The sequence below is a fragment of the Streptomyces sp. NBC_00271 genome (assembly GCF_036178845.1).
GTDB lineage: Bacteria > Actinomycetota > Actinomycetes > Streptomycetales > Streptomycetaceae > Streptomyces.
Map to the genome: position 1 here is coordinate 11,769,250 of NZ_CP108070.1, position 20,102 is coordinate 11,789,351.

Below are 20,102 nucleotides of genomic sequence, written 5' to 3' on the forward strand. Positions count from 1 at the left end.
GTCGACGCAGCCGTGGGCGCGCGGTCCCTGGGCTGTCGGGCGCCGTTGCCCGCCCGGGTGCTGGTGCATGCGGCCAGGGACTACCTGTCAGGCCCGGCAGACGGCGACATCGAGCTGCTCCAGGCCCTTGAGCGCGCCACCGCCCCTGTCGTGGGAGGCATTCCCTTGCTGGCAACGCACCTGGGCCGTGACGAGATGGTCTACTTCGCGCATGACGTGGCGCTGAACATGCTGGCCGTGCACCCGACCGCGCTCCGGCGGCCCTCGCTCCTGCGGGCGCTCGGCAACCATGCGTCCCGCCTCGACCTGGCGGCCGTGATCCAGTCCGCCCGGCAACTCGGACTCACGTTGCCGCAGTGGCCCACCAAGCGATTGGGACCACCCCCCAGCAGCTCGGCCGTGTGCCTGTGGGACCAGGACCGCCCGCTGTGCTCGGGCGTGCTGCTCGGTCCTGCACTTGTCACGGCACCGGCCGGCCCCTTGGGCGAGCCGGTGTCCCGGCTGCGGGTCTCCCGCGCGGGGGACCCGGCGGTCGCCCTGTACGAGGCGGGGATCGACTGGGTCGACGAGGTCACCGGACTGGCACTCGTCTCTGTGACGGACGTGCGCTGGCCGCAGGTCTCGAGCGACATCGCCGCTCTCAGCCGGACCGACCCGGTCCCGGGGCAGCGCTTTACCGTGGTGGGCCGGCCACCGGAGCCGTCCGTCGCGCCGGCGGCCTGCGATTTCCTCGACACCACGGTGGTCGCCCCCGACACCCTCAAGCCGCAGTCCTCGGCGCCCTGGACGACCCGCACGGTGACGGGGGCTCCCGTGCTCGACGAGCGCGGATACATCGCCGGGGTGGTCACGAGCGTCACGGACGCCGGCCTGACGCTGGTGACCGGCCGGCGGATCGACGCCGCGCGGGGGAGGGCGCCCCAGCAGCCGTCCCAGGACCGGCAACCCGAAGGGGAGTCCGTGGGACGGCGCGGCACCACGCAGTGGGGGGATGACGGACTTGACGACCGAATTCCTTTCCTGGCCCGGCTCGAACAGCAGGATCGAGCCGACCTGCTCGCCCTCGGCAGCGAAATCACCTACAACGCCCGTACTCCGCTTCTCCGTCAGCACGAACCGAGCAACCACATCCTGATCATCCTTTCGGGCTGGACCAAGGTGACCGCTGCCACCGCATCCGGCTACGAGGCCCTGCTGAGCCTGCGCGGGTCGGGCGACCTGGTGGGTGAGGAAGCGGTGCTCACCGGACGCCCCAGGAGCACGACGGTCACAGCGCTGGAACCGGTCAGGGCCAGGGCCGTGCCGGGCGAGCTGTTCATGGGCTTCCTGCAGCGGCATCCCGACGTGTCCTACCACCTGCTCGGACTCACGTCCGACCGGGCACAGGCGGCGGACCGCCGCCGTCTGGAGCTGGCCTCGATGTCCGTGCGTGAGCGCTTCGCCTCGCTGCTGCTGGACCTGGCGCGGACACACGGACGCCGTACGGAGGAAGGCATCGAGCTTGCCCTGCCCCTCACGACCCAGGAACTGGCCGGGTCCGTAGGCGCGAGCAGGGAGACGACGCAGCGGCTGCTCAGAGAACTGCGCGAGCGGAACATCGTGACAACCGGCCGGCGCCGCATCGAGGTTCTCCGCCCTGATCAGCTGCGGGCCCTGGCCGGGCCGGGGGGCAGCCCTGGTGGTTCTGTGAACGCCCTGTCCCCGTCCCGGGGTCGGGAGAGCGCCGGGAGCGGTCTCTCGAAGGGAATCCAGAAGGTCGAAGTCACCATCAAGTGGGACCCGAGTCCCGCAGGACAACCGCCCACCAACCTGGACCTCGTCGCGGCGGCTTACGCGGCGGGCGATCCGTATGGTGATCCGGTGTACGCGGTGCACTTCGGCAGCCGCTCCCCGGACAGCACGATGCACTTGAACCGGACCAGCAACGACGGCGCGGGCTTCGGATGGGATGAGGTGATGACCCTGGAGCTCGGCCGGCTCGCCGACCGGTATGCGCGCGTGGTGGTCGGCGTCGTCATCCAGCAGCGTCCCGTGCACCGCACCTTCGCCGGCGTGCTCAACCCGGCCCTGCGCATCCGCGAGGGATACACGGTCCTGGACGAGGACGACTTCAGCGGCGTCCTGGAGGCGACGGCGGTCACGGTCGCGGAGTTCGTGCGCGACGAATCGGGTTCATGGACTTTCCGCGCCGGTATCCGCGGCATCGAGGCTTTCGACGGCGGCACGGCTTCCTTCACGGCAGTGATGGGCAGGATGCGCGAACGCTGACGCCGCCGGTCGCCGGAGCCGAGGGGGCGGCCACGACCGCTGCCGACGGACTTCCGCAGTCAGCAAGGCAGCAGGCCGACTGCGTCGCCGTGGGCGGCCTTCGCCGCTGCCCGCCACTTGCCGTGTCTCTCCGATGCTGAGAGATGCTGAACGCCAGCGACTGCTGCCCGCGTGCTCTCGCGCACATGCTCCACGGCTTCGGATACGTCGTGGCAGACGAACAACTCTTCACGTGAGCCACCGGTGCCTACGCCGACTCCCGGATCGACTTGGTCCCAGGCCGACGCATCCGCGGCCATCGCGTCGCTGATCCCATGAACGGGGAAGGCGCCCTCAGTCACCGGCGTCTGCGGATGCCCTGTGAGGTGGGCGGCGTGTGACGGCACGGGCCGGGGCGGCCGGAGGACGGCGGTCGGACGACCCCCTGCCGCCCGGAGCGCTGTCCCTCGTGTGGTCAGGACTGCTCGCGGCAGTCCTCTTCGGTGCACTCGAGAGTGACGAGGGTCTGGTCGACCTGCTGGCTGGTCAGAGGAGGTTCGGGCAGTTCGTGGGCGCCCTCGGTGCGGAAGGCGTCGAGCATCAGGTGGAGGTGGCGGCGCCAGGCCTGGGGGGCGATGGTGCGTGTGGCCCGGATGATCCCGGCCTGGGACCAGATCACGAAGGCGATGTCCTGCGCGGTGACGTCGCCGCGCAGGACGCCCTGTTCCTGGGCGTTGCGCATGATCTGGATGCAGAGTTCCTTGGCGCGTTCGTACATCTCGCGGCCGGCCACGTGAAGGGGCAGCCGTGCCGAGACCAGGTCGTTGAAGGCGCGGTCGCAGGCCTGCAGCTGGCAGAGTTTCTCCAGGTAGCGGCAGAACCCCTCCCAGGCGTCGTCCATGGCCGCGGCTTCTTCCGCGGTGGTGAGCAGTTCCGTGTACTTCGCGTTGAAGAGTGTTTCGACCAGGTCGAGCCGGGTGGGGAAGTGGCGGTAGAGCGTGCCGATCGCGACGCCGGCCTCGCGGGCGACGCCCTCCAGGGACGCCCCGAGGCCCTGCTCGGAGAAGGCCGCGCGGGCGGCGGCCATGATCGCGTCCCTGTTGCGCTGTGCGTCACGGCGCAGGGGTTTCGCCGGTGTCTCCCTCGCGGACGGGGCGTGCTGGTGGCTCATGACTCGAGCGTAACATGAGGCCCCCCTCGAATTCGGGTGTTGTCATGTTTCCGATCGCAATCTTGCCCTTCTGACGTGCTGTGATGAGCCTCACTGCAAACATGAGGCACCCCTCGGGTACGGTGGCAGAGCCGAACGTGAGGCACCCCTCCGGATGACCTTGCGGCAAGCCGACTGACCCGGGATTTCCGGATCTCGGTTCACACAGAAGCGGCGGCCGCCAGTTCGGCGGAACCGCGGCAGTCTCGCAAGGGAAATGACCATGAACAGCATGACCAAGCGCGTCTCGATGGCACTCGCCTCCACGGCACTGGCCGGCGGAGCCCTTCTCGGAGCCGGCGGCTCGGCGTCGGCAGCCACGGCTTCGGTGCCCGTGCAGCACACGCAGTACGTGTCCGCCACCTCCGCGACCAGCAGCGAGCAAGCCGGCCGCCACACGGACGACGACCACCGTGGGCAGGACACCGTGCGCTACGTACGGACTGCGGACCACGAGGGCGAAGCGGTCTCGTGGCGCGGCGTCAGCGCCGCCCGCTGGTACCAGGACCAGGTCGACGAAGCGGCCTCGTGGCACGGTGTCAGCGCCGCCCGCTGGTACGAGGACCAGGTCATGTGGTCCCTGAACCACAGCTGACGCGGCCCGAGCCGCCCCACTCCGGAACGCCGGCGCCTGCCCACACAGCAACACGGCCGCACCCCGGCCGGCCAGGATCCCGGATCGCGCGCCCCACGGCGGTCCGCGCCCGCATGGAGACGAACGCCACACGCAAGGCGAAGGCACTCTGGCCCTCAGCGCCCGCCACGCCGACCACGGCCAGGCCCGCACCGACACATGAACCCCGTCGACCGCCTTTCTTGCCGATCGCTTCCCCACACGCCGTGACACCCCGCCGGACCGGGCAGGTCCACTCCACGCCGGGACAGTCACCCGACGCGAACGCCCAGAACACCACCCCAGGGCGATCGACCGGCCGGGCCGGATCCGGGGCCGCAGTGGTCACAGACGTGCCCGATGAGTCTGCCGACGACGTGCAGCCGTACGCATGGCCGGCAGTTCCTTGCTCCGGTTGCAGCGAGCCGGGGGAGCCCCGGACGCCGAAGCGGTCAGCAGGACTGCTCGCGCGGCCGGCCGGATCGTTCGCGGTGATCGGCTCGCCATCGTGCGGTGCCGACGGACTCCGGGCACGTCGAGGCGCGGGCGCGCCACGCGCCCGCGGTGACCGAACCGGTCCCGTCGGTCTTGCCGCGGACCACACGTCGATCTCCACCAGGCCCTCAGCGCGGCCGCCGAACTGCTCAGCGACCGTGCCCGGCCCCGCTACCGGGGCCTTTGTACGGAGAACTCGTTGCCGTCGGGGTCGAGCATCAGCACCCGGACGCCGTCGCCCGCGCCGATGCCGGTGCGCGTCGCACCGAGCGAGATCAGGCGCTCGACCTCCGCCTCCCCGTCGGCGTCGGCGGGGAGCGCCAGCTCCAAGTACAGCCTGTTCGTGCCTGTCTTCGGCGCCACCGGAGGACCACCCCAGGTGATCTTCGTACCGCCGTCCGGCGATTGGATCGCGGTCTCCTGGTCCTGGTCCCAGACCAGCGGCCACCGCAGCGCCTTGCTCCAGAAGTAGCCGACCTCCTGCGTACCGTCGCAGGCCAGCGCTCCGATGACACCGGTGTCGGCGAGGAACTTGTTGCCCGCCTCGATCACGCAGAACTCGTTGCCGTCCGGATCGGCGAGCACCACATGTCCTTCTTCCGGGAGTTGGCCCACGTCGATGTGTGTCCCGCCGAGTTCCAGTGCCCTGGCCACCGTCTGCTGCTGGTCCTCCGGGGAGGTGCTCGTCAGGTCGAAGTGTGCCCGGTTCTGGCCGGTCTTCGGCTCCTGGCTCGGCAGGAAACGGATGCGGAACCCGTCGGCATCAGGGGGCAGGATCGCGACGCCGTCGTCCGGACCGTCGGCCAACTCCCAGCCCAGGACCCCGGACCAGAAGCGCGCCAGGCCCGACGGCCGGGTCGCGTTGAAGCAGATCGCGAACAGTTGACTGGTCATACCCCGTGCATCTCCGATCCATCGACGGTCGACACGGCGACTCGCCCTCCGCGCGGGCGCAGCCTAGGGGCGGCCGTGCGGCACCCGCATCCGAGTTTCCGGCGCGGGCACGGCGGCGCAGGCGGTCAGATCCAGGTCGAGGCGGGCAGGGGCGCAGTGTTCTGAGGGGCCGACATCCGAGGTCAACTGGTCCTGCTGAACACGTCACAGGCCGCAGCGCGTTGCTTCCGCGATGCAGCACCCGCCGTCCTTTACTCGGTCGCTGCGGCGCGCTTCTTCTTCGTCTGTGCTCCCCGGTTCACCGCCGACGGGCGGGGGAACTGCGCACGGCGGAGAGCCGCGCCGGGCGGCCGGTGGATGAGGGCGGCCGGACGCGGGAGCACCTTCCGGACCGTGATGGCCGTCGAGGACCGGGCCGGTCTGGCATCCCGCGAGGTCTACGACCTGACGGTCGACGGTATCCACACGTTCTACGTCAGCACCGAAGGTGCCCACCCGCAGAACCTCCTCGTCCACAACTGCCAGGACCTCGTCGTCGACGAGGATGTCGAAGGGGCGCACACCATCGGCGACCACGGGACCCCGGACGACGACGTCATGGAGGCGAAGGCCCTCGACCCGAGAACCGGGGCATCGCCACGCGCTGGGCCAGTCTCGACATCGCCCGAGAGGCCGTCGACAAGGCCGTCACCCAGTGGCTCGAACACGATCCGGACCACCTGCAACAGCTCGTCAAATGGCAGAACGAGCAGGCGCAGAGAAAGGCCAAGGGGAAGCTGCTGAATCTCAAGAAGATCCGCTGGGAGGTGAGGGACGTCGAAACCAGGGGCGGACCGATAGGCTACAAGTGGGTCAAGGACGGAACTACCGCCGAAAAGAGCGCGGTGACCTCCAAGTGGGTCATCGTCCATCTGAAATACATCGGCAAGGGCAACCGCGCGCACCCTCTTGGCAAATGGGTCGTGTACACCTCCTATCTGGAAGGGTGACCGTGGCCCACGAGCATGAGAGCGATGTCGAGGACGATTTCGTCGAGGCCGAATTCATCGAAGACATCTACGTGACGGACCTCGGGCTGACCTGGCTGGCCTCTCGATGGGAGGTGCTGGAAGAGTTCTACAGGGAGCACTTCCCGTCCCGTGCCGTGGACCCCGGCCCCGTCACGGTGTGGCTCATGCTGGCGGACTCATCGGTCGACCAGTTCGACCGCTCCAAGGCCGCCCAACTGGGCCAGGACGTGCAGCGACTGCTGCGCTCACCGCTGCCGGACGAGACGATCCGTACGGTGTGGCTCGCCGCCACCCACGGCATCCTCGACCCGCACGAGCACGGCATGACGGCCCGTACCTGGCTGCGGCGGATCGAGGAGGCGTGGCTGGCCCGCGTGCACCAGGACGATCCGGCGTTCGCGCCTCCGCCACCACAGCCAGTGGTCGACGAGGAGCTGCGGCGGGCGGTGATCCAGGTGATCCACACGGTCGCGGAGCCATTGCGCCTCGCCTCGGAGCAGCCCCCGTACGGGGTTCCGGTGACCGGCCTGGTCCCCGCGCTGGAGCGGGTGGTCACCGAGGCGTGCGCCGACCTCGGCTACCGGCTCTTCCTGCGCGCGGTGAAGGCCTACTTCGTGCCGGTGCCGGCCGACGGGGAGACGTACGGCAGGTTCGTCGCTCTCGGTGAGCGGTTCGGCTACCCGTACTGGGTCGTGCGCGAAGGACTCAACGACCGCCGGACCGACTGACGCCGAGGTGTGGGGCGGGCGGACAGACTCCGCCCGCCCCACGCGGCACGTCGGGGGTCCGGCATCCACATGACGCACCCCCGCACGTCGGGGGCGGGCACCCACGTGACGCACCCCACCTCCCACGCAGGCCCGACTACGGTGGCGGACACCCCATGACCCCGACCACAGCAGGCCAGCGCGCTGGCGTACCTGGCCGACCTCCCGTGCGCCCGGGGTTCTTTGAGGAAGCCCTTCGGGAGGGTGCCTTCTTCGCGGGCTTGGCCGGCACCTTGGGCGCATCCGTCTCGCCGCGCGCCGCCCGGGCCTTGTGGACCGACTCCTGCAGCGTGGCCATCAGGTTCCACCAGCTGTCCCGGCAGGGCCGTCGGCTCGGGGGCCTCCGGCGGCGGGCGGTCTGCCTGCTTGGCCTCGATCACCGCGTGCAGGACTTCGGTGTACCGGTCGGTGAACTCGGGGCCGGTGAGGTCGTCGCGGGTCATGGCCTCGATCAGCGCCATGGCCTCGTCGATCTCGTCTTCGCCCAGGGTGACCGGAGGGGGGACCACAGCGGCCGGGACGAACGCGATCAGCTCGATGGCACGCGCCTTGGGCAGCGGCAGGGCCCGCAGCTCTTCGTCCGTGACCGGGACGACCCGGCCGTCCGGCAGTTCACAGCCGCGCCCGATCTCTGCGAATGTGACCTCGCGGTCCTCCGCCTCGCACCAGTGGTGGTTGCGCACCAGGCCGTGGTCGGCGGTGTGGATCTGGCGGAAGCGCGCGGCATGGTCTTCGGTCGCGCTCAGGACCGTGATCGGGACGCTGACGAGCCCGAATGAGATAGCGCCGTTGAAGATGCTCGCGGGCATGGCACACCTCCGGGGCCCGGAGCACTACCAGCTGTGGGATCTCAGATTGGCTCCGTGCTGGGAGTACGCATGAACCTTTCTGCCGTCACGATCAGTGTCCGTCGTAGAGATGGTGAAGTTGTTAAGGATCTGGGGTGGTCAGCTGCTTCGCTCGACCTGTTGCGCTCAGCCGCTCCGCGGCGGACGTTCCGCTGGGTGGCAGTCGCTGTGTGATCCGGTCGAACAAGTCCGTCAGCGGCTCGCCGACGTCCTGACCGAACTCGGTCAGCCCGTAGGTGACTTGGGGCGGCGTCGTCGGCTCGACCTCCCGCCAGACCAGGCCGTCCTGGACCAGTGCGCGCAGTGTCTGAGCGAGCATCTTCTCGCTGATGCCCTGGATGCTGTCACGCAGCTCGTAAAACCGAAGGTCGTTGCTCCGTAAGGAGATCAGCACCCAGATACCCCACCTGCTGGTCACGTGGTCGACCACGTCGCGCGCAGGGCAGTCGGTGTGAAACACCTCATACCGATTGCCCGCCTCGGCCTGCGTCAGCTGCGCGCCTTCCCCCATGTCCGGAGCTTACCTCTGGGTATGTTCTTACGGAAAGTAAGCCCGACTCCTAGCGTCAATTGCCGCAGTGCACAACGGACTAGGAGCTGAACATGATCGTGGTGACCGGGGCTACCGGGAATGTGGGCCGGCCTTTGACGCAGGCCTTGGCCGAAGCGGGCGAGCAGGTGACAGCGGTGTCGCGGCACGCGGCGGCGGTGCCGGACGGGGTCCGGCACGTGCCGGCTGACTTGGCCGAGCCGCAGGGTCTCACTCCCGCGTTGGACGGGGCGAAGGCGCTGTTCCTCCTGCTGTCCGGCGACCTGCACGCCCCCGAAGCCAGGCCGACCGACATCATCGACCTGGCCGCGGCCAGCGGGGTCGGCCGGGTCGTCCTGCTGTCTTCGCAGGGCGTGGCGACCAGGCCGCTCGGCCCGTCGCGGATCGCGATGCGCGCGGTGGAGGACGCGTTGAGAGAGTCCGGCCTGGACTGGGCCGTCCTGCGACCGGGCGGCTTCGCCTCCAACGCCTTGGCCTGGGCGGAGTCCGTCCGCACGCAAGGGATGGTCGCCGCACCCTTCGGCGACGTCGGGGTTCCGATCGTCGACCCGGCGGACATCGCCGAGGTCGCGGCGGCCTGTCTGCTGGACGACCGGCACACCGGCGGAGTCTTCGAGCTGACCGGGCCCGAGGTGATCACGCCGCGTCAGCAGACGGAAGCCGTCGCCGCCGCGCTCGGCTCGCCAGTGCGGTTCCACGAACTCACCCGCGAGGAGGCCAAGGCCGCAATGACCCAGTTCGTGCCGCCGGAACTCGCCGACGACACCCTGGACATCATCGCCGCCCCGAACCCCGCCGAACTACGGATCAGTTCGGACGTGGAACGAGTCCTCGGCCGCGCCCCGAGCCCCTTCAGCAACTGGGTCGCCCGTAGCATCGCCGCTTTCCGCTGAGGCACAACTCAGCTGAAGCGCCCGGGCAGCTTCGTGCGACTACGGCCGCACGGGGCGACCCCGCAGCGCCACCTCCCGCCACCAGCCAGAACGACGTTCACCGGATAACCGGAGGATGCCCTGGCCTTTAGGCCGGGGAGGAATCCGGCTTCCCGCGTAGCGGGGCAGGGGTAGCCGAGTCGCCGCCGGGCGATTCGGCGTCCACTGCGGAAGTGCCGAGGACGCCTTCCAGGGGGTAGATGAGATCGGCGTTGAGTGACCGCCGCTCGCGCTTGGCGTGGGCAGTCCGGCGGGCATGAAGTGCGGTGGGGATCCTGGCAGTTATGCGTATCCCGTCGTCCATGGTCGCTACGCTGGCACACCATGACGGCACCATTGGAAGTCGGGGAGGCCGGGCACGCCCGGTACACCTACCGGCTTCGGGTGTCATCCACCGCGCTCACGGCGCTGCTGGGCGAGTGGGACCGGTGCCGGTGGATCTGGAACGAATGCTGCGCCCGGTCCAAGAAGGCCCGCCGGGACGAGGAGAAGGCGGTCCGGCGCGGCTGGACAAGATGCTGACCGAGGCCCGCACCCGCAATGCGTGGCTGCGTGAGGGCAGCAGTGTTCCGCAGCAGCAGATCATCCGGGACTTCGGCAAGTCCCGTGCCAGGGCGTTGAAGGACATCAAGGACCGGCTGCCGATGCGGCAGCGGGCGGGGATGCCGAAGTACAAGAAGAAGTCCCTGGCCGACCCGAGCCTGAACTACAACCGCAACGGTTTCCGGCTCAAGGACGGGCGCCTGCACCTCGCGGGCGGCATCGGCGTGACGGTGGTGTGGTCGCGCGACCTTCCTGGCGACCCGTCGTCCGTGCGTGTCCACCGCGACAGCCTCGGCCACTGGTACGCCTCGTTCGTCGTGGCAGCCGAGGTCCAGCCGCTGCCGGAGACCGGCAACGTGCTGGGTATCGACTGGGGGGTGAAGCAGACCGCGACCACCACCAGCGACACCCACGACCTTCCTCACGTCGAGCACGGGCGGAAGGCCGCCGCGAAACTCACCGGGTATCAGCGGATGATGGCCCGCCGTAAGCCCAAGGCCGGGCAGGCCGCCTCCAAGGGCTACCGGACAGCGAAGAAGCTGACGGCGAAGCTGTACAAGAAGGTCGCCCGGCAGCGCCAGGACACCGGCCGAAAATGGGCCAAGCAGGTCGTCCGCGATCATGACACCATCGCCGTCGAAGACTTCCGCCCGAAGTTTCTCGCCAAGTCCACCATGGCCCGCAAGGCGGCCGACGCGGCGATCTCCGCCACCAAGGCGGAGCTGATCAACATGGCGCGTAAGCACGATCGGGACCTCCGGCTCGTGCGCCCCGCGCACACCACCATGGACTGCGCGCACTGCGGAGCGAGAGCCAAGCACGCACTGCCACTGTCGGAACGCACCTACACCTGCACCGCGTGCGGAATCTCATCCCCCAGGGACAAGAACTCCGCCCGCGTGATGCTCGTCCGGGCTGGTCTCAACCCGGCTAGTGCTGATCGTAGAAGACCTGACACCCCGCCGGGGCGGCAGGCAGCGTGAGCTAGGAATCCCCCTCGCTTACGAGGGGGAGGATTCAACGTCCACCCGATGCGACCGCGCGCGGTCAGTCGAGGATGCGGAACACCGGCCCGCTTCTACGCGGCTGGCCGGCGGTGCGAAGCGCACCGTCCGTAGCGCAGCAGCGAAACGCAGGTGGGGTTCACTGGCCGGGGGCCGCCGGGCCCATGCCGCCGACGGTGGAGGGCGACGACCGGCGCGGAACGTCGGGCGCACGGCTGCAAAAGTCGGCTTCTGGACGGGCCGGGGGCTGGCCGCAGTCGGTCTCGCGGCCGGGGACGTGGTGACCGAGCGGCAGGCCGAACTGCCGCTGGGGGAAGGCCGGCACCCGGACGCCGACCGGATCGGGCGCGAGCGCCTGGACGCGGGCAAGAGCCCGGCTGAGGCGCGGCGGGCGACGGTGCTGGGCAGGCCCGTCGAGCACAACCGGTCGGAGCGCACCGAGAAGGCGAAGGAACGGTCGCCCTGGCTGGCGGGACTGACGTCCCATGGATGGTGCCCGTCACGTTCGAGCTGGTGCAGGGCCCGGGCCGGAGCGCCGGCGGTGGTGTCGTGGCCGGCGATGAGCAGGGTCATGGTGCGGCTGCGGATCTGCTCGTCGCTCTGGACGGCTTCGCTGGGGTCCGTCGGCGGCCGGGTGAGGAACGGGGTGAATAACCTTGCGCAGACCCTAGGCGTACCGACTAGTCGGTACTAGCCTCTGGCCACGCTCTCGGAGCCGGGCGCAGCGCGCTCCCGTCGCCCCGACACCAACACCCGGTTTCCGTATCCCAGGAGGAACCGTATGTCCGCCACTCCGACGGCGTTCGACGCCGGCAGACCCACGCCCGATGGGCCCGCCGTGGACGCCCGCGGCCCGCTGGCCCGGCTGTACCGCCGCGACCTGGCGGACTACCCGCCCACCGGTCGCCGTATGGCGTATCTCGCGATTGTGGTCATCACCACCGTCGTCCTGTACTACATGCTGTACATCCAGTACGCGGTGGCGACGTCGATCATCACGCACTTCGACATGACGTACCGCTACTTCGTCTGGGTCTCGGTGATCGGCAACGCGATCGGGGCCTTCGCCTCGCTCGTGGCCGGTCTTGCGGACCGCTGGGGCCGGGCGAATCTGGTGGTCTACGGACTGCTGATCGCCGCGCTGCTGGTCTTCTTCGGGCTGCCGAACGCGGCGAACAAGACCGCCTATCTGGTGCTCTTCGCGCTCGTCAGCTTCGTCGAGGGCATCGTGCTGGTCGCCACCCCAGCCCTGATCAGGGACTTCTCCCCACAGCTCGGCCGGGCCACCGCGATGGGGTACTGGACGATGGGCCCGGTCATCGGCTCCCTGGTGGTCACCACCGTCACCAGCAACACCCTCGACAGCGCCACCTGGCAGGACGAGCTGCGCTATTCGGCAATCGCCGGGTTCGTCGTCTTCGTCGTCGCGATCTTCGCGCTGCGCGAGCTGTCCCCGGCGCTGCGCGACCAGACCATGGTGTCGCTGCGGGACCGGGCACTGGTCGAGGCACGCGCCAAGGGACTGGACACCGAGGCGGTGCGCCGCGGCGAGTGGCGGCAGATGATGCGCCTGGACGTGCTGGGCTCGGCCTTCGCCATCGCCGTGTTCCTGCTGCTGTACTACGCGGCGGTCGGCAACTTCGTCGTCTACTTCGCGACCACCTTCGGCTACAGCGAGCAGCGCACCAACGCGCTGGCCAACTGGTACTGGGGGGCGAACGCCATCGCCCTGGTCCTGGTCGGCCTGCTCTCGGACCGGCTGAAGGTACGCAAGCCCTTCATGATCGTCGGCGCGGTCGGCTCCGTCGTGGTGACCGCGATCTTCGCCACCCGCGCCACCCACCTGACGACCGACTACTACACCTTCGCCTGGCTGTTCATAGGCATCGGCGTCTTCAGCGGCATCGCCTACGCGCCCTGGATGGCGAGCTTCACCGAGACCGTGGAGAAGCACAACCCGGCGGCAACCGCGGCGGGCCTGGCGGTGTGGGGCTGGACGGTGCGCATCGTGGTCGCCGTCTCCGCGGCCTTCATCCCGGTGCTGGTGACTTCCGTGACCCCGCTCGTGGAGCACGGCGCCGAGGTCAAGGCCGCCTCGGTGCAGGCTGCGCCCGCGCTGGCCATCGTCAACGCGCACCCTCAGCTCTTCGCCGAGCTGAACAAGTACACCCCGACCACGGTGCCGCCCGCGCTGGGCGCCCGCGCCGTCAAGGAGGTCGGTGCGGAGGACCTGGGTGTCGTGCAGAAGGCGGCGCCGCAGCTGAAGCTGCTGCAGGAGTACGGCCCCGAGGTCCAGAAGGCGTCGAAGGACGGGCCCGGCGAGTGGCGCAACTGGTGGTGGATCTGCGTCGGCGGCCAGGTGCTCTTCCTGCCCTTCGTCTTCGTGATGGCAGGTCGCTGGAGCCCGAAGAAGGCGCGTGAGGACGCCGAGGCGCACCAGCTGGCGGTCGACCGCGAACTGGCCGCCCTCGCCGCCGCCGAGGAGTGACCGGACGCGGAGCCGGCCGGCCGTGAACGGGCCGGCCGTCTCCGCGGTCGCGTGCATCGGGGCAGCGAAGCCCCGCACCCCGGGTGGACGGCCCCTCGAACCGGCGCCGGTGGTGAACAACAGGGTGCCGGCCCCGGCCTGCTTCCCCCGCTGCCCGAACCCCCCACCGAGACCGCCTTTGTACCGGGCGATCCGCGTCGCACCGTCCGGCAGAGGCACCTGAGCCGCGGTCACGTGCTGCCGGAGCGGCCGGTGAGGATCAGCTCGACGCTGTAGGCGAAGCGGTCGTCGTAGTGGTCGGCGCTGAGGTGCTCGGCCGCCGCGGCCAGGGTCCGTTGAGACAGACCGCGAGTGTCCTTTGACAGCGAAGTTAGTCGGTTGCGATGCCCTGACCTTGAGCGACTAGGTTCGATGGCAAACGATCGCTCTCGGTGGGTGCCTCTCATGTTCCGTCTCAGTGATCTGGTCCGAAGCCGCGGCTGTGACCTGGGGCGACCAGAACGGTTGAGACACCTGGGTGGCCGAAAAAATCTCAGTTGATCTGGAACCTGGCGTCTGAATACTGGCTGTCGTCTCAGTTGATCTGGACTGCTTCCGTCGTTTCGAACTGGATTAGTGGAAGGGCCTGCGAGATTGACCATGCACGATGACCAAGTGGACGTGACCACCGACATCGTTGCGACCTTGATCCAAGAACAGTTCCCTCAGTGGAGCGGCAAGGCGATCCAACTCCTGTCGTCGACCGGGACGGTCCACTCCATCTTCCGCATCGGGGACGACCTCTCCGCGCGTTTCCCGCTGCGTCTGACCGATGCCGCGGAGGCGCAGGCGGTTCTGGAACGGGAAGCCCAGGCGAGCGCGGAGCTGGCACAGGTGTCTCGGTTCCCCGTTCCGGAACCCGTCGCCCTGGGAAAGCCTGGAGCGGGTTACCCCATGCCGTGGTCGATCCAGACATGGCTGCCGGGAACGGTCGCCTTCGATGCCGACCCGAGTGGGTCGGACGCTTTCGCCGAGGACCTTGCGGCCTTCATCGCAGCCCTGCGGGACGCCGAGACGCGGGGGCGGCGTTTCAGCGGCGAGAACCGTGGCGGCGTTCTCGCTCACCACGACGACTGGATGGCGAAGTGCTTCGAGGAGAGCAAGGGGCTGCTCGACGTGCCCCGGCTGCGCCAAGTGTGGAGGCACCTCCGGGAGTTGCCACGCACGGCTGCCGACGTGATGAGCCATGGTGACCTGATTCCCGGCAACGTACTGGTCGCGGGAGACCGGCTCAGCGGCGTACTCGACACCGGCGGCTTCGGCCCGGCCGACCCCGCGCTGGATCTGGTCAGTGCCTGGCACCTGTTGCAGCCAGGCCCGCGGGAAGTGCTCCGGCAGACACTGGCCTGTGACGATCTGGAGTGGGAGCGCGGCAAGGCATGGGCGTTCGAACAGGCCATGGGTGTTGTCTGGTACTACGTCGAGAGCAATCCGACGATGAGCAGAATGGGGCGCCGGACACTCGACCGCATTTTGGAGTCCGACTAGACGAATAAGTCCGATGTGTTCAGTGATCGAATGCGGTCAGGGATCGAAGGACTGGCTGCCCGGTCTTGTGGTTGCGCCAGATCGCGGCGGCCATGGCGAGGACGCGCTGGGCGACGCGGACGGTGACGCCCTCGAAGGTGCGGCCGCCGTGTTGTTCCAGGTCCAACTGGCCCTTGAGTGTGTCGTTTACGGACTCGATCAGCTGGCGCACCGACTTGAGGAGGGACTCGCCTTTGCGCTTCTTCTCCCGTTTGAACGAGGGCCGCAGTAGATCGATCCCGCGCATGGCCAGGTCGATCTCGAACTCCTTGGAGGCGAAGCCCTTGTCCGCGATCAGCAGCAGGCCGGGCCGGTCTGCCACCAGGTCTTCCTCGACGTCGAGCATGGCCTGGAGCACCTCGCGTTCGTCCAGCTTCGGGTTCGCGAGCGCCCAAACGATGGGCATCCCGGTCGGGGTGCAGACCAGGTACAGGCGAAGCCCCCAGAAGAACCGCGAGTGCGAGGCGCAGTACCCGTATCCGGCCCAGCCGGCCATCTCCGACCGCTTCACCGTCGGACGCGAACGCCCGCACTCCACGGGTGTCGAGTCCACGATCCAGTGGTTGTCAAACCAGAAGTCCGTGTCCACCGCGAGCATTCGTACTTGACCAAAGGCAACGCGGCCTTGAGACGTTTGTTGTACCCGGACTGCTGCGGCAGGTACGGGAACATCGCGGTGAGGTGCTTGCGGGCGTACCGCAGCCACCGGGCCTCGGAGTGGAAGCCGAGCAGCGCCTGGGCCACGGCGAGCGTGACCAGCTCGGCATCGCTCAACTGCGGTGGACAGCCCATCCATCGCTCCACCTCCAGCTCGTCATCGATCTTCGCGTACAGCGCCGTCAGCAGGGTGTCCAGATCGTTCGTCACACAACGATCATGGACACCCCGTTCACGTTCCCGGACGCACCGCCCTCTGATACCCCCGGGGCGGACTCAATGCCTGAGCAGCCACAGAACCCGGTCCCACGACAGCAGGTGGTACACGACCAGCGCACCGGCAAGGATCACGGCGAGAGTGCGGGATCCCGCCGCGTACAACGCCGCCGCACCGCCGAAGAACACAGTCAGCTCCAGCAGGAACCGCAGCGGTCCAGGTGTCGCAATCACCGTCCCCCCGGACCGGGATGCATCGTCTGGGGTGGCAAACACTCCCCACAGCACAGCCACGGCCAGCGGAACGGCTACAACGGAGACGTACCGCAGGGAAGCAGGCGCGGCAGCCCATGCCCAGAGCCCGAAGCACACCAGTGCCACCAGCTCAAACACGAACCTCACACCAAGAGCCAACGGGCGAAAGCCATACCCGAACGACATACGCGCAATTCCCTCCGTCGCAGCCCCTCCATGATCACAGACCGGCGAACGGGAAGACCAGACATCGGACTTGCTCGTCTAGGTTTGCTGGCAAGGAAGCCGAAACGACCGGGTTCGCTGTCAAACGCCTCGGTTGGATGACAGCGGACAGCGAGTCTCGTGCCTGTCGCCTCGCGTGTTGCCCCGTCTCACTGAACCTCGACCGATCTCATCGAACTTTGATCAGCGCAGCAGCAGAACAGCAAGGCGTGAGCGGCGAAAACAGGTCGACACCTTGTGCTGCGCCAGTCGATCATGAGCTCATGCCACTGATAGACACCCTCGCCCGAGTCGACGCAGACTTGGCCGCCGGCCGGGTGCCCATGGCACGCCAGCGTCTGCGCGGACTGGTTTCGTCCTTCCCCAACGACCTGCCGCTTCGCCGGCGCTTGGCTGAGGTGTACCGGCTGTACGACGAGCCTGCGGAAGCGGGTCGCTGGATGTACCTCGAAGAGGACCAAAAGGCCGACGAGACCTCCGCTTTCCAGGCGAGATACCAGACGCCCCAACAGCGCATGGGGGCACTTGCGTGGAGCGGACCCGAGTCGCTGGCCCGTTCCGCCTTTGCCGTGAAGCAACTGGCGGCGGTAAGGACGGCCTGCTCCGACGCCCTGGGGCGCCCCATCGACTGGGACACGGTGTCCTCGGCTCAGGACGACGAGCCGGGCTCCGGGAAAAGGTCGTTCACCGGCTCCCTGGCGGGGGTCGGATGCCTGGTGGTGCTCCTTGGGATGCTGGCGATCTGGGTGAACGGGCTCATCGCCCTCTTCAACTGACCCAGCCGGCGGAGACCTTCTGGCGCGCCGGTCAAGAATCGGTGAGACCCGTCAAGGTTCCCTGCGTTGTCTGCGGGACCGTGCGGGCCCTTCGTATGGCTGGCCCATCCAGGGGCGTCGGGTGTGGCTCTCAAGGTTCTGCCGCTTGTGGCTTCCGTTGATTGGCCGCCCGACGACGACTCGGCTGCCCATGAGGAATTGCGAATGATCGCTCCGTAGGGAAATCGACAGCGAGGTCGTCCGACGGGAGGAGAGCCGGACCGGCCGGTCGCCGGACACCTGGACGGCTGGGTGCAGGGCGCCGTCGGTCTGCGGCGGGGCCGGGGCGAGGAGGCCGACGAGTTCACTCGGGCCGACAAGAAGAAGCTCATCCTGAGTGGAGTGCGAGCTGTGATCCCGCAGCCTGCCGACCAGATCGCCAACCGCAAGCGCAAGGGTCGCGGCGGCGGGCGCCCGCCCAGATTCGACCGTGATGCCTACAAGCAGCGCAATACCGTCGAAAGTTGTATCAACCGCCTCAAACAATGGCGCGGCCTGGCCACTCGCTACGAGAAGACCGCCACGGTCTACCGCGCCGGTCTCCTCATCGCGGGCATCTTCCTTTGGTTCGCCCGCTGAAGAGCAGGCAGCTCACGGCCGGAGGCACTCTCCCTGCGGATCGAAGCAGAAGAGGCCGTGCTCGCGGGCCAGTGCAGCGGCGTATTCGGATACTTCCTCACCTTTGCTGTAGGACATGAGCAGGTACACGATCGGACCCGATGCCTCATCGATGACCGGGGGCGACGCCCCCACGACACTGTGGTCGACGTCGTCCGGGTATCGCGCGACGAGAGCTTCCACGTACGCCACGATGCGCGGCGCCGGAGGCACGACGACATCGTCCGACTCCAGATAGCGCTCGTAGAGCTCGTCATACATCGAGCTCGCAGCACGGTTGTCGAATGGACGGTCGCCGTCCCACACAGCAAGGTCGTAGCTCACAGGCGCATCGTCGCAGGCAACAGTTCCGTCGCCACCAGCAGGTCCTGAGATCTCTCTGTCAGTGATCCGTAAGAGAGGTCCAAGGAGGGGCATCAACAAGCCCTTGTCAGACCCCTGACTCAATCTCGGTCGCCACCGGGTGTGAGCGCACCACACAAGTGGGACCAGAGCCCCGGCTCCGCCTCAAACATCCCGAGGTTGCGATCGCCTGGGCTGACTCCGTCAAGAAGAACTGCACCCCCGCCAGGGCCGCACTGCTCGGCCGCCGGGTGAGGCTCCGCTCAGGAGCAGTTCCACTGGCGTGCCAGGGCGACGGGCGCGAACCGCGAGCAGCCATCGGTGGCCGGATAAGCGTCGGAGCCGACGAACCACCACCCGTTGCTGGGGGTGAACCGGAAGAACTGCAGGCCCGAGCCCTCGTCCTGGAGTTGGACCCGGTCGTCGCCTGTCGCGCCGGCACCAGCTTCGAAGCGCACGGCTGCATATAGCGTGGTGCCGCAGCTGCCGTAGTAGAAGTTGCCGGGCTTCGGCTGGATGTGGCTGGCCCCCTTGGCGTGCTCCCAGGTTCGGGTCACTGCAGACTTCACGTCGGCGTGGACCGCCAGGTTCTTACACGCGGCAGAGACTGCAGCGGCGGCGCTCGGCGTTGCCGTCGGCCGGGAGGCGCCGGCTATCGCTTTGGCGGTGGGGGCCGGAGAGGTGCTCGCCACCGCGGTCGGGCTGACGGATGCCGTCACTGTCTGCGAGTCCGTCGGTGTGGGCGAGGCCGAGGACGTTGCGGATCCCGACGCACTGCGGGCAGCCGTAGCCGCGGCGCTCGCACTCGCTGCCGAGCCGGAACCGTCGTTGCAGGCCGCCAGGCCCGAACAGGCTGTGAGTGCCAGTGCGGCGGTGGCCGCGGCCCGTCCGTAGCCGAAGGTCATGAGTCCCCCACTCCCGACGCGATCTCTCGCGCTCCCGCTTCTCGCCGCAGACTATAGCCCCGGGCCTCGCCCACGGTTTGCCTCGGACCGCATGAGGACGTGCCTCACGTGTCTCAACGACCGAGACCATCGCTGAACTGCGCAGATGTCCGGCGACCACTAGGTATCGGCGGCTCCCGGCGACATCAACAGTCTTGCGCTGCCCACGACGTCGTGTACGCAGCGGCACGCTCCACACAACGAGAGCCAGAGCCCGTTCTCGTGAACAAAGCCACTCATCGAATCAGCACAGACCCGGTGGCGGGCCGTCAATCGACGGCGCTGGCTGGACTGGCGCGGGGTGCGTTTGGCGGTGCGGCTGACGATGGCCGTCTCGACGTGGGTGATGCCCAGGCCGACCATGTCGCGGGAGAGGAAGCCGTCTTTCGCCGCGTAGGCGACCGCCCTTCACGACCACGCACGTCGACAGCCCCGGCCGGGTTCCGTCCCGGCCGGGGCTGCTTGCGTATCGATCACGCGGGCATCGTGGTGCGCGGGACGTCGGCGGGGGAGAGGCCGGCGCGGGCGCGGTGCCAGCGTGCGGGGTGGCGCCACCGACCGGCAGCGTCGCGGGCGACTCCGACTTCCTCTCGGCGACGACCTCAGGCCGTCTGGCGTGGATCGTGACGTCGCTGCCGGCGTCGGCGAACACCTTCGCCAGCGTCGTCCCCCACGACCCTGCGGAGAGCACCGCAACCCGAGCCACCCGACACCCCATCCACCTCGCGAGCCCTGACCCCGGTGACCCTGTCCGCCACCCGAAGGCCTCCTCAGCGTCACGGCCAAGGCCTCGCGCGTCGCCAACCGGGGCAGGACCAGTCCGGCCTCCCGCGCCGCCTGGTCATCACCGAACTCCCGGCGCG

20 protein-coding genes and 3 pseudogenes are annotated in these 20,102 nt (G+C 68.6%); 14 read left to right on the forward strand and 9 right to left on the reverse strand.

Annotated elements, in window-relative coordinates; all coding sequences use genetic code 11:
* Positions 1-960: 960 nt before the first annotated feature.
* Both OG798_RS53895 and OG798_RS53900 read left to right on the forward strand, forming a co-directional pair.
* Positions 961-1,668: pseudogene (locus OG798_RS53895) on the forward strand (Crp/Fnr family transcriptional regulator); the annotation flags it as partial.
* 27 nt (positions 1,669-1,695) lie between these two features.
* Positions 1,696-2,268 (forward strand): TerD family protein, encoded by a 573-nt coding sequence (locus tag OG798_RS53900; protein WP_328759959.1) that lies wholly within the window; start codon positions 1,696-1,698, stop codon positions 2,266-2,268.
* Between the two features lie 454 nt (positions 2,269-2,722).
* On the opposite strand, the gene OG798_RS53905 is transcribed toward OG798_RS53900, so the two are convergent.
* Entirely contained in the window at positions 2,723-3,418 is a 696-nt protein-coding gene (locus tag OG798_RS53905) for a TetR/AcrR family transcriptional regulator (RefSeq protein WP_328755874.1), read from the reverse strand.
* A gap of 262 nt (positions 3,419-3,680) precedes the next feature.
* On the opposite strand from OG798_RS53905, the gene OG798_RS53910 reads away from it, so the two are divergent.
* Complete coding sequence (locus OG798_RS53910) at positions 3,681-4,052, forward strand: hypothetical protein (protein ID WP_328755872.1); 372 nt, start codon at positions 3,681-3,683, stop codon at positions 4,050-4,052.
* A 684-nt stretch (positions 4,053-4,736) separates the two neighbouring features.
* Here OG798_RS53910 and OG798_RS53915 read toward each other — a convergent pair.
* Complete coding sequence (locus tag OG798_RS53915) at positions 4,737-5,459, reverse strand: VOC family protein (RefSeq protein ID WP_328755870.1); 723 nt, start codon at positions 5,457-5,459, stop codon at positions 4,737-4,739.
* A gap of 393 nt (positions 5,460-5,852) precedes the next feature.
* Here OG798_RS53915 and OG798_RS53920 point away from each other — a divergent pair, with 393 nt between their 5' ends.
* The 3 genes from OG798_RS53920 to OG798_RS53930 are packed head-to-tail and all read left to right on the forward strand — an operon-like array spanning position 5,853 to position 7,197.
* Complete coding sequence (locus OG798_RS53920; protein WP_328755869.1) at positions 5,853-6,242, forward strand: hypothetical protein; 390 nt, start codon at positions 5,853-5,855, stop codon at positions 6,240-6,242.
* Between the two features lie 23 nt (positions 6,243-6,265).
* Entirely contained in the window at positions 6,266-6,448 is a 183-nt protein-coding gene (locus tag OG798_RS53925; protein WP_328755867.1) for a hypothetical protein, read from the forward strand.
* 2 nt (positions 6,449-6,450) lie between these two features.
* Positions 6,451-7,197, forward strand: a complete 747-nt coding sequence (locus OG798_RS53930) for a hypothetical protein (protein ID WP_328755866.1) — start codon at positions 6,451-6,453, stop codon at positions 7,195-7,197.
* On the opposite strand, the gene OG798_RS53935 is transcribed toward OG798_RS53930, so the two are convergent.
* Both OG798_RS53935 and OG798_RS53940 read right to left on the reverse strand, forming a co-directional pair.
* Positions 7,146-8,045, reverse strand: coding sequence for a Ku protein (locus tag OG798_RS53935; protein ID WP_328755865.1), 900 nt, complete (start codon positions 8,043-8,045; stop codon positions 7,146-7,148). The two genes, OG798_RS53930 and OG798_RS53935, sit on opposite strands and share 52 nt — an antisense overlap.
* Before the next feature lie 121 nt (positions 8,046-8,166).
* A complete protein-coding gene (locus OG798_RS53940) occupies positions 8,167-8,595 on the reverse strand; it encodes a winged helix-turn-helix transcriptional regulator (protein ID WP_328755863.1) in 429 nt (142 codons plus the stop codon).
* 92 nt (positions 8,596-8,687) lie between these two features.
* Between OG798_RS53940 and OG798_RS53945 the strand changes: the two genes are divergently transcribed.
* The 5 genes and pseudogenes from OG798_RS53945 (at position 8,688) to OG798_RS53965 (ending at position 15,128) form a co-directional block, all read left to right on the forward strand.
* Entirely contained in the window at positions 8,688-9,527 is an 840-nt protein-coding gene (locus tag OG798_RS53945; RefSeq protein ID WP_328755861.1) for an SDR family oxidoreductase, read from the forward strand.
* Between the two features lie 363 nt (positions 9,528-9,890).
* A pseudogene (locus OG798_RS53950) lies at positions 9,891-11,092 on the forward strand (RNA-guided endonuclease InsQ/TnpB family protein).
* Between the two features lie 301 nt (positions 11,093-11,393).
* Positions 11,394-11,807 carry a hypothetical protein gene (locus OG798_RS56980; protein ID WP_443053686.1) on the forward strand — a complete coding sequence of 138 codons (414 nt, stop codon included), beginning with the start codon at positions 11,394-11,396 and terminating at the stop codon, positions 11,805-11,807.
* Between the two features lie 87 nt (positions 11,808-11,894).
* Positions 11,895-13,601, forward strand: coding sequence for an MFS transporter (locus OG798_RS53960; RefSeq protein ID WP_095849821.1), 1,707 nt, complete (start codon positions 11,895-11,897; stop codon positions 13,599-13,601).
* Positions 13,602-14,240: 639 nt separating this feature from the next.
* On the forward strand, positions 14,241-15,128 hold the full coding sequence (locus tag OG798_RS53965) for an aminoglycoside phosphotransferase family protein (RefSeq protein ID WP_328755860.1): 888 nt from the start codon (positions 14,241-14,243) through the stop codon (positions 15,126-15,128).
* Between the two features lie 19 nt (positions 15,129-15,147).
* On the opposite strand, the pseudogene OG798_RS53970 reads toward OG798_RS53965, so the two are convergent.
* Positions 15,148-16,034, reverse strand: a pseudogene (locus OG798_RS53970) (IS982 family transposase).
* Between the two features lie 66 nt (positions 16,035-16,100).
* Positions 16,101-16,481: a DUF2568 domain-containing protein gene (locus OG798_RS53975; protein ID WP_328755859.1), complete on the reverse strand. Its 381-nt coding sequence runs from the start codon at positions 16,479-16,481 to the stop codon at positions 16,101-16,103.
* 302 nt (positions 16,482-16,783) lie between these two features.
* Between OG798_RS53975 and OG798_RS53980 the strand changes: the two genes are divergently transcribed.
* Positions 16,784-17,296 carry a DUF6584 family protein gene (locus OG798_RS53980; RefSeq protein WP_328755857.1) on the forward strand — a complete coding sequence of 171 codons (513 nt, stop codon included), beginning with the start codon at positions 16,784-16,786 and terminating at the stop codon, positions 17,294-17,296.
* A gap of 291 nt (positions 17,297-17,587) precedes the next feature.
* Positions 17,588-17,914, forward strand: a complete 327-nt coding sequence (locus OG798_RS53985) for a hypothetical protein (protein ID WP_435864134.1) — start codon at positions 17,588-17,590, stop codon at positions 17,912-17,914.
* Between the two features lie 12 nt (positions 17,915-17,926).
* On the opposite strand, the gene OG798_RS53990 is transcribed toward OG798_RS53985, so the two are convergent.
* Positions 17,927-18,277, reverse strand: coding sequence for a hypothetical protein (locus OG798_RS53990; protein ID WP_328755855.1), 351 nt, complete (start codon positions 18,275-18,277; stop codon positions 17,927-17,929).
* A 281-nt stretch (positions 18,278-18,558) separates the two neighbouring features.
* Entirely contained in the window at positions 18,559-18,852 is a 294-nt protein-coding gene (locus tag OG798_RS53995; protein ID WP_328755854.1) for a hypothetical protein, read from the reverse strand.
* Between the two features lie 109 nt (positions 18,853-18,961).
* On the opposite strand from OG798_RS53995, the gene OG798_RS54000 reads away from it, so the two are divergent.
* Positions 18,962-19,189 carry a hypothetical protein gene (locus OG798_RS54000; RefSeq protein ID WP_328755853.1) on the forward strand — a complete coding sequence of 76 codons (228 nt, stop codon included), beginning with the start codon at positions 18,962-18,964 and terminating at the stop codon, positions 19,187-19,189.
* 294 nt (positions 19,190-19,483) lie between these two features.
* Here OG798_RS54000 and OG798_RS56985 read toward each other — a convergent pair whose 3' ends face one another.
* Positions 19,484-19,957, reverse strand: coding sequence for a hypothetical protein (locus tag OG798_RS56985; RefSeq protein WP_435864132.1), 474 nt, complete (start codon positions 19,955-19,957; stop codon positions 19,484-19,486).
* Positions 19,958-20,102: the final 145 nt, after the last annotated feature.

Bases quoted from the DNA above. Each gene is read 5' to 3' on its own strand.
- OG798_RS53905 (WP_328755874.1), bottom strand. From the start codon at position 3,418: ATGAGCCACCAGCACGCCCCGTCCGCGAGGGAGACACCGGCGAAACCC.
- OG798_RS53910 (WP_328755872.1), top strand. From the start codon at position 3,681: ATGAACAGCATGACCAAGCGCGTCTCGATGGCACTCGCCTCCACGGCA.
- OG798_RS53915 (WP_328755870.1), bottom strand. From the start codon at position 5,459: ATGACCAGTCAACTGTTCGCGATCTGCTTCAACGCGACCCGGCCGTCG.
- OG798_RS53935 (WP_328755865.1), bottom strand. From the start codon at position 8,045: ATGCCCGCGAGCATCTTCAACGGCGCTATCTCATTCGGGCTCGTCAGC.
- OG798_RS53940 (WP_328755863.1), bottom strand. From the start codon at position 8,595: ATGGGGGAAGGCGCGCAGCTGACGCAGGCCGAGGCGGGCAATCGGTAT.
- OG798_RS53945 (WP_328755861.1), top strand. From the start codon at position 8,688: ATGATCGTGGTGACCGGGGCTACCGGGAATGTGGGCCGGCCTTTGACG.
- OG798_RS53960 (WP_095849821.1), top strand. From the start codon at position 11,895: ATGTCCGCCACTCCGACGGCGTTCGACGCCGGCAGACCCACGCCCGAT.
- OG798_RS53965 (WP_328755860.1), top strand. From the start codon at position 14,241: ATGCACGATGACCAAGTGGACGTGACCACCGACATCGTTGCGACCTTG.
- OG798_RS53975 (WP_328755859.1), bottom strand. From the start codon at position 16,481: ATGTCGTTCGGGTATGGCTTTCGCCCGTTGGCTCTTGGTGTGAGGTTC.
- OG798_RS53980 (WP_328755857.1), top strand. From the start codon at position 16,784: ATGCCACTGATAGACACCCTCGCCCGAGTCGACGCAGACTTGGCCGCC.
- OG798_RS56985 (WP_435864132.1), bottom strand. From the start codon at position 19,957: ATGGGGTGTCGGGTGGCTCGGGTTGCGGTGCTCTCCGCAGGGTCGTGG.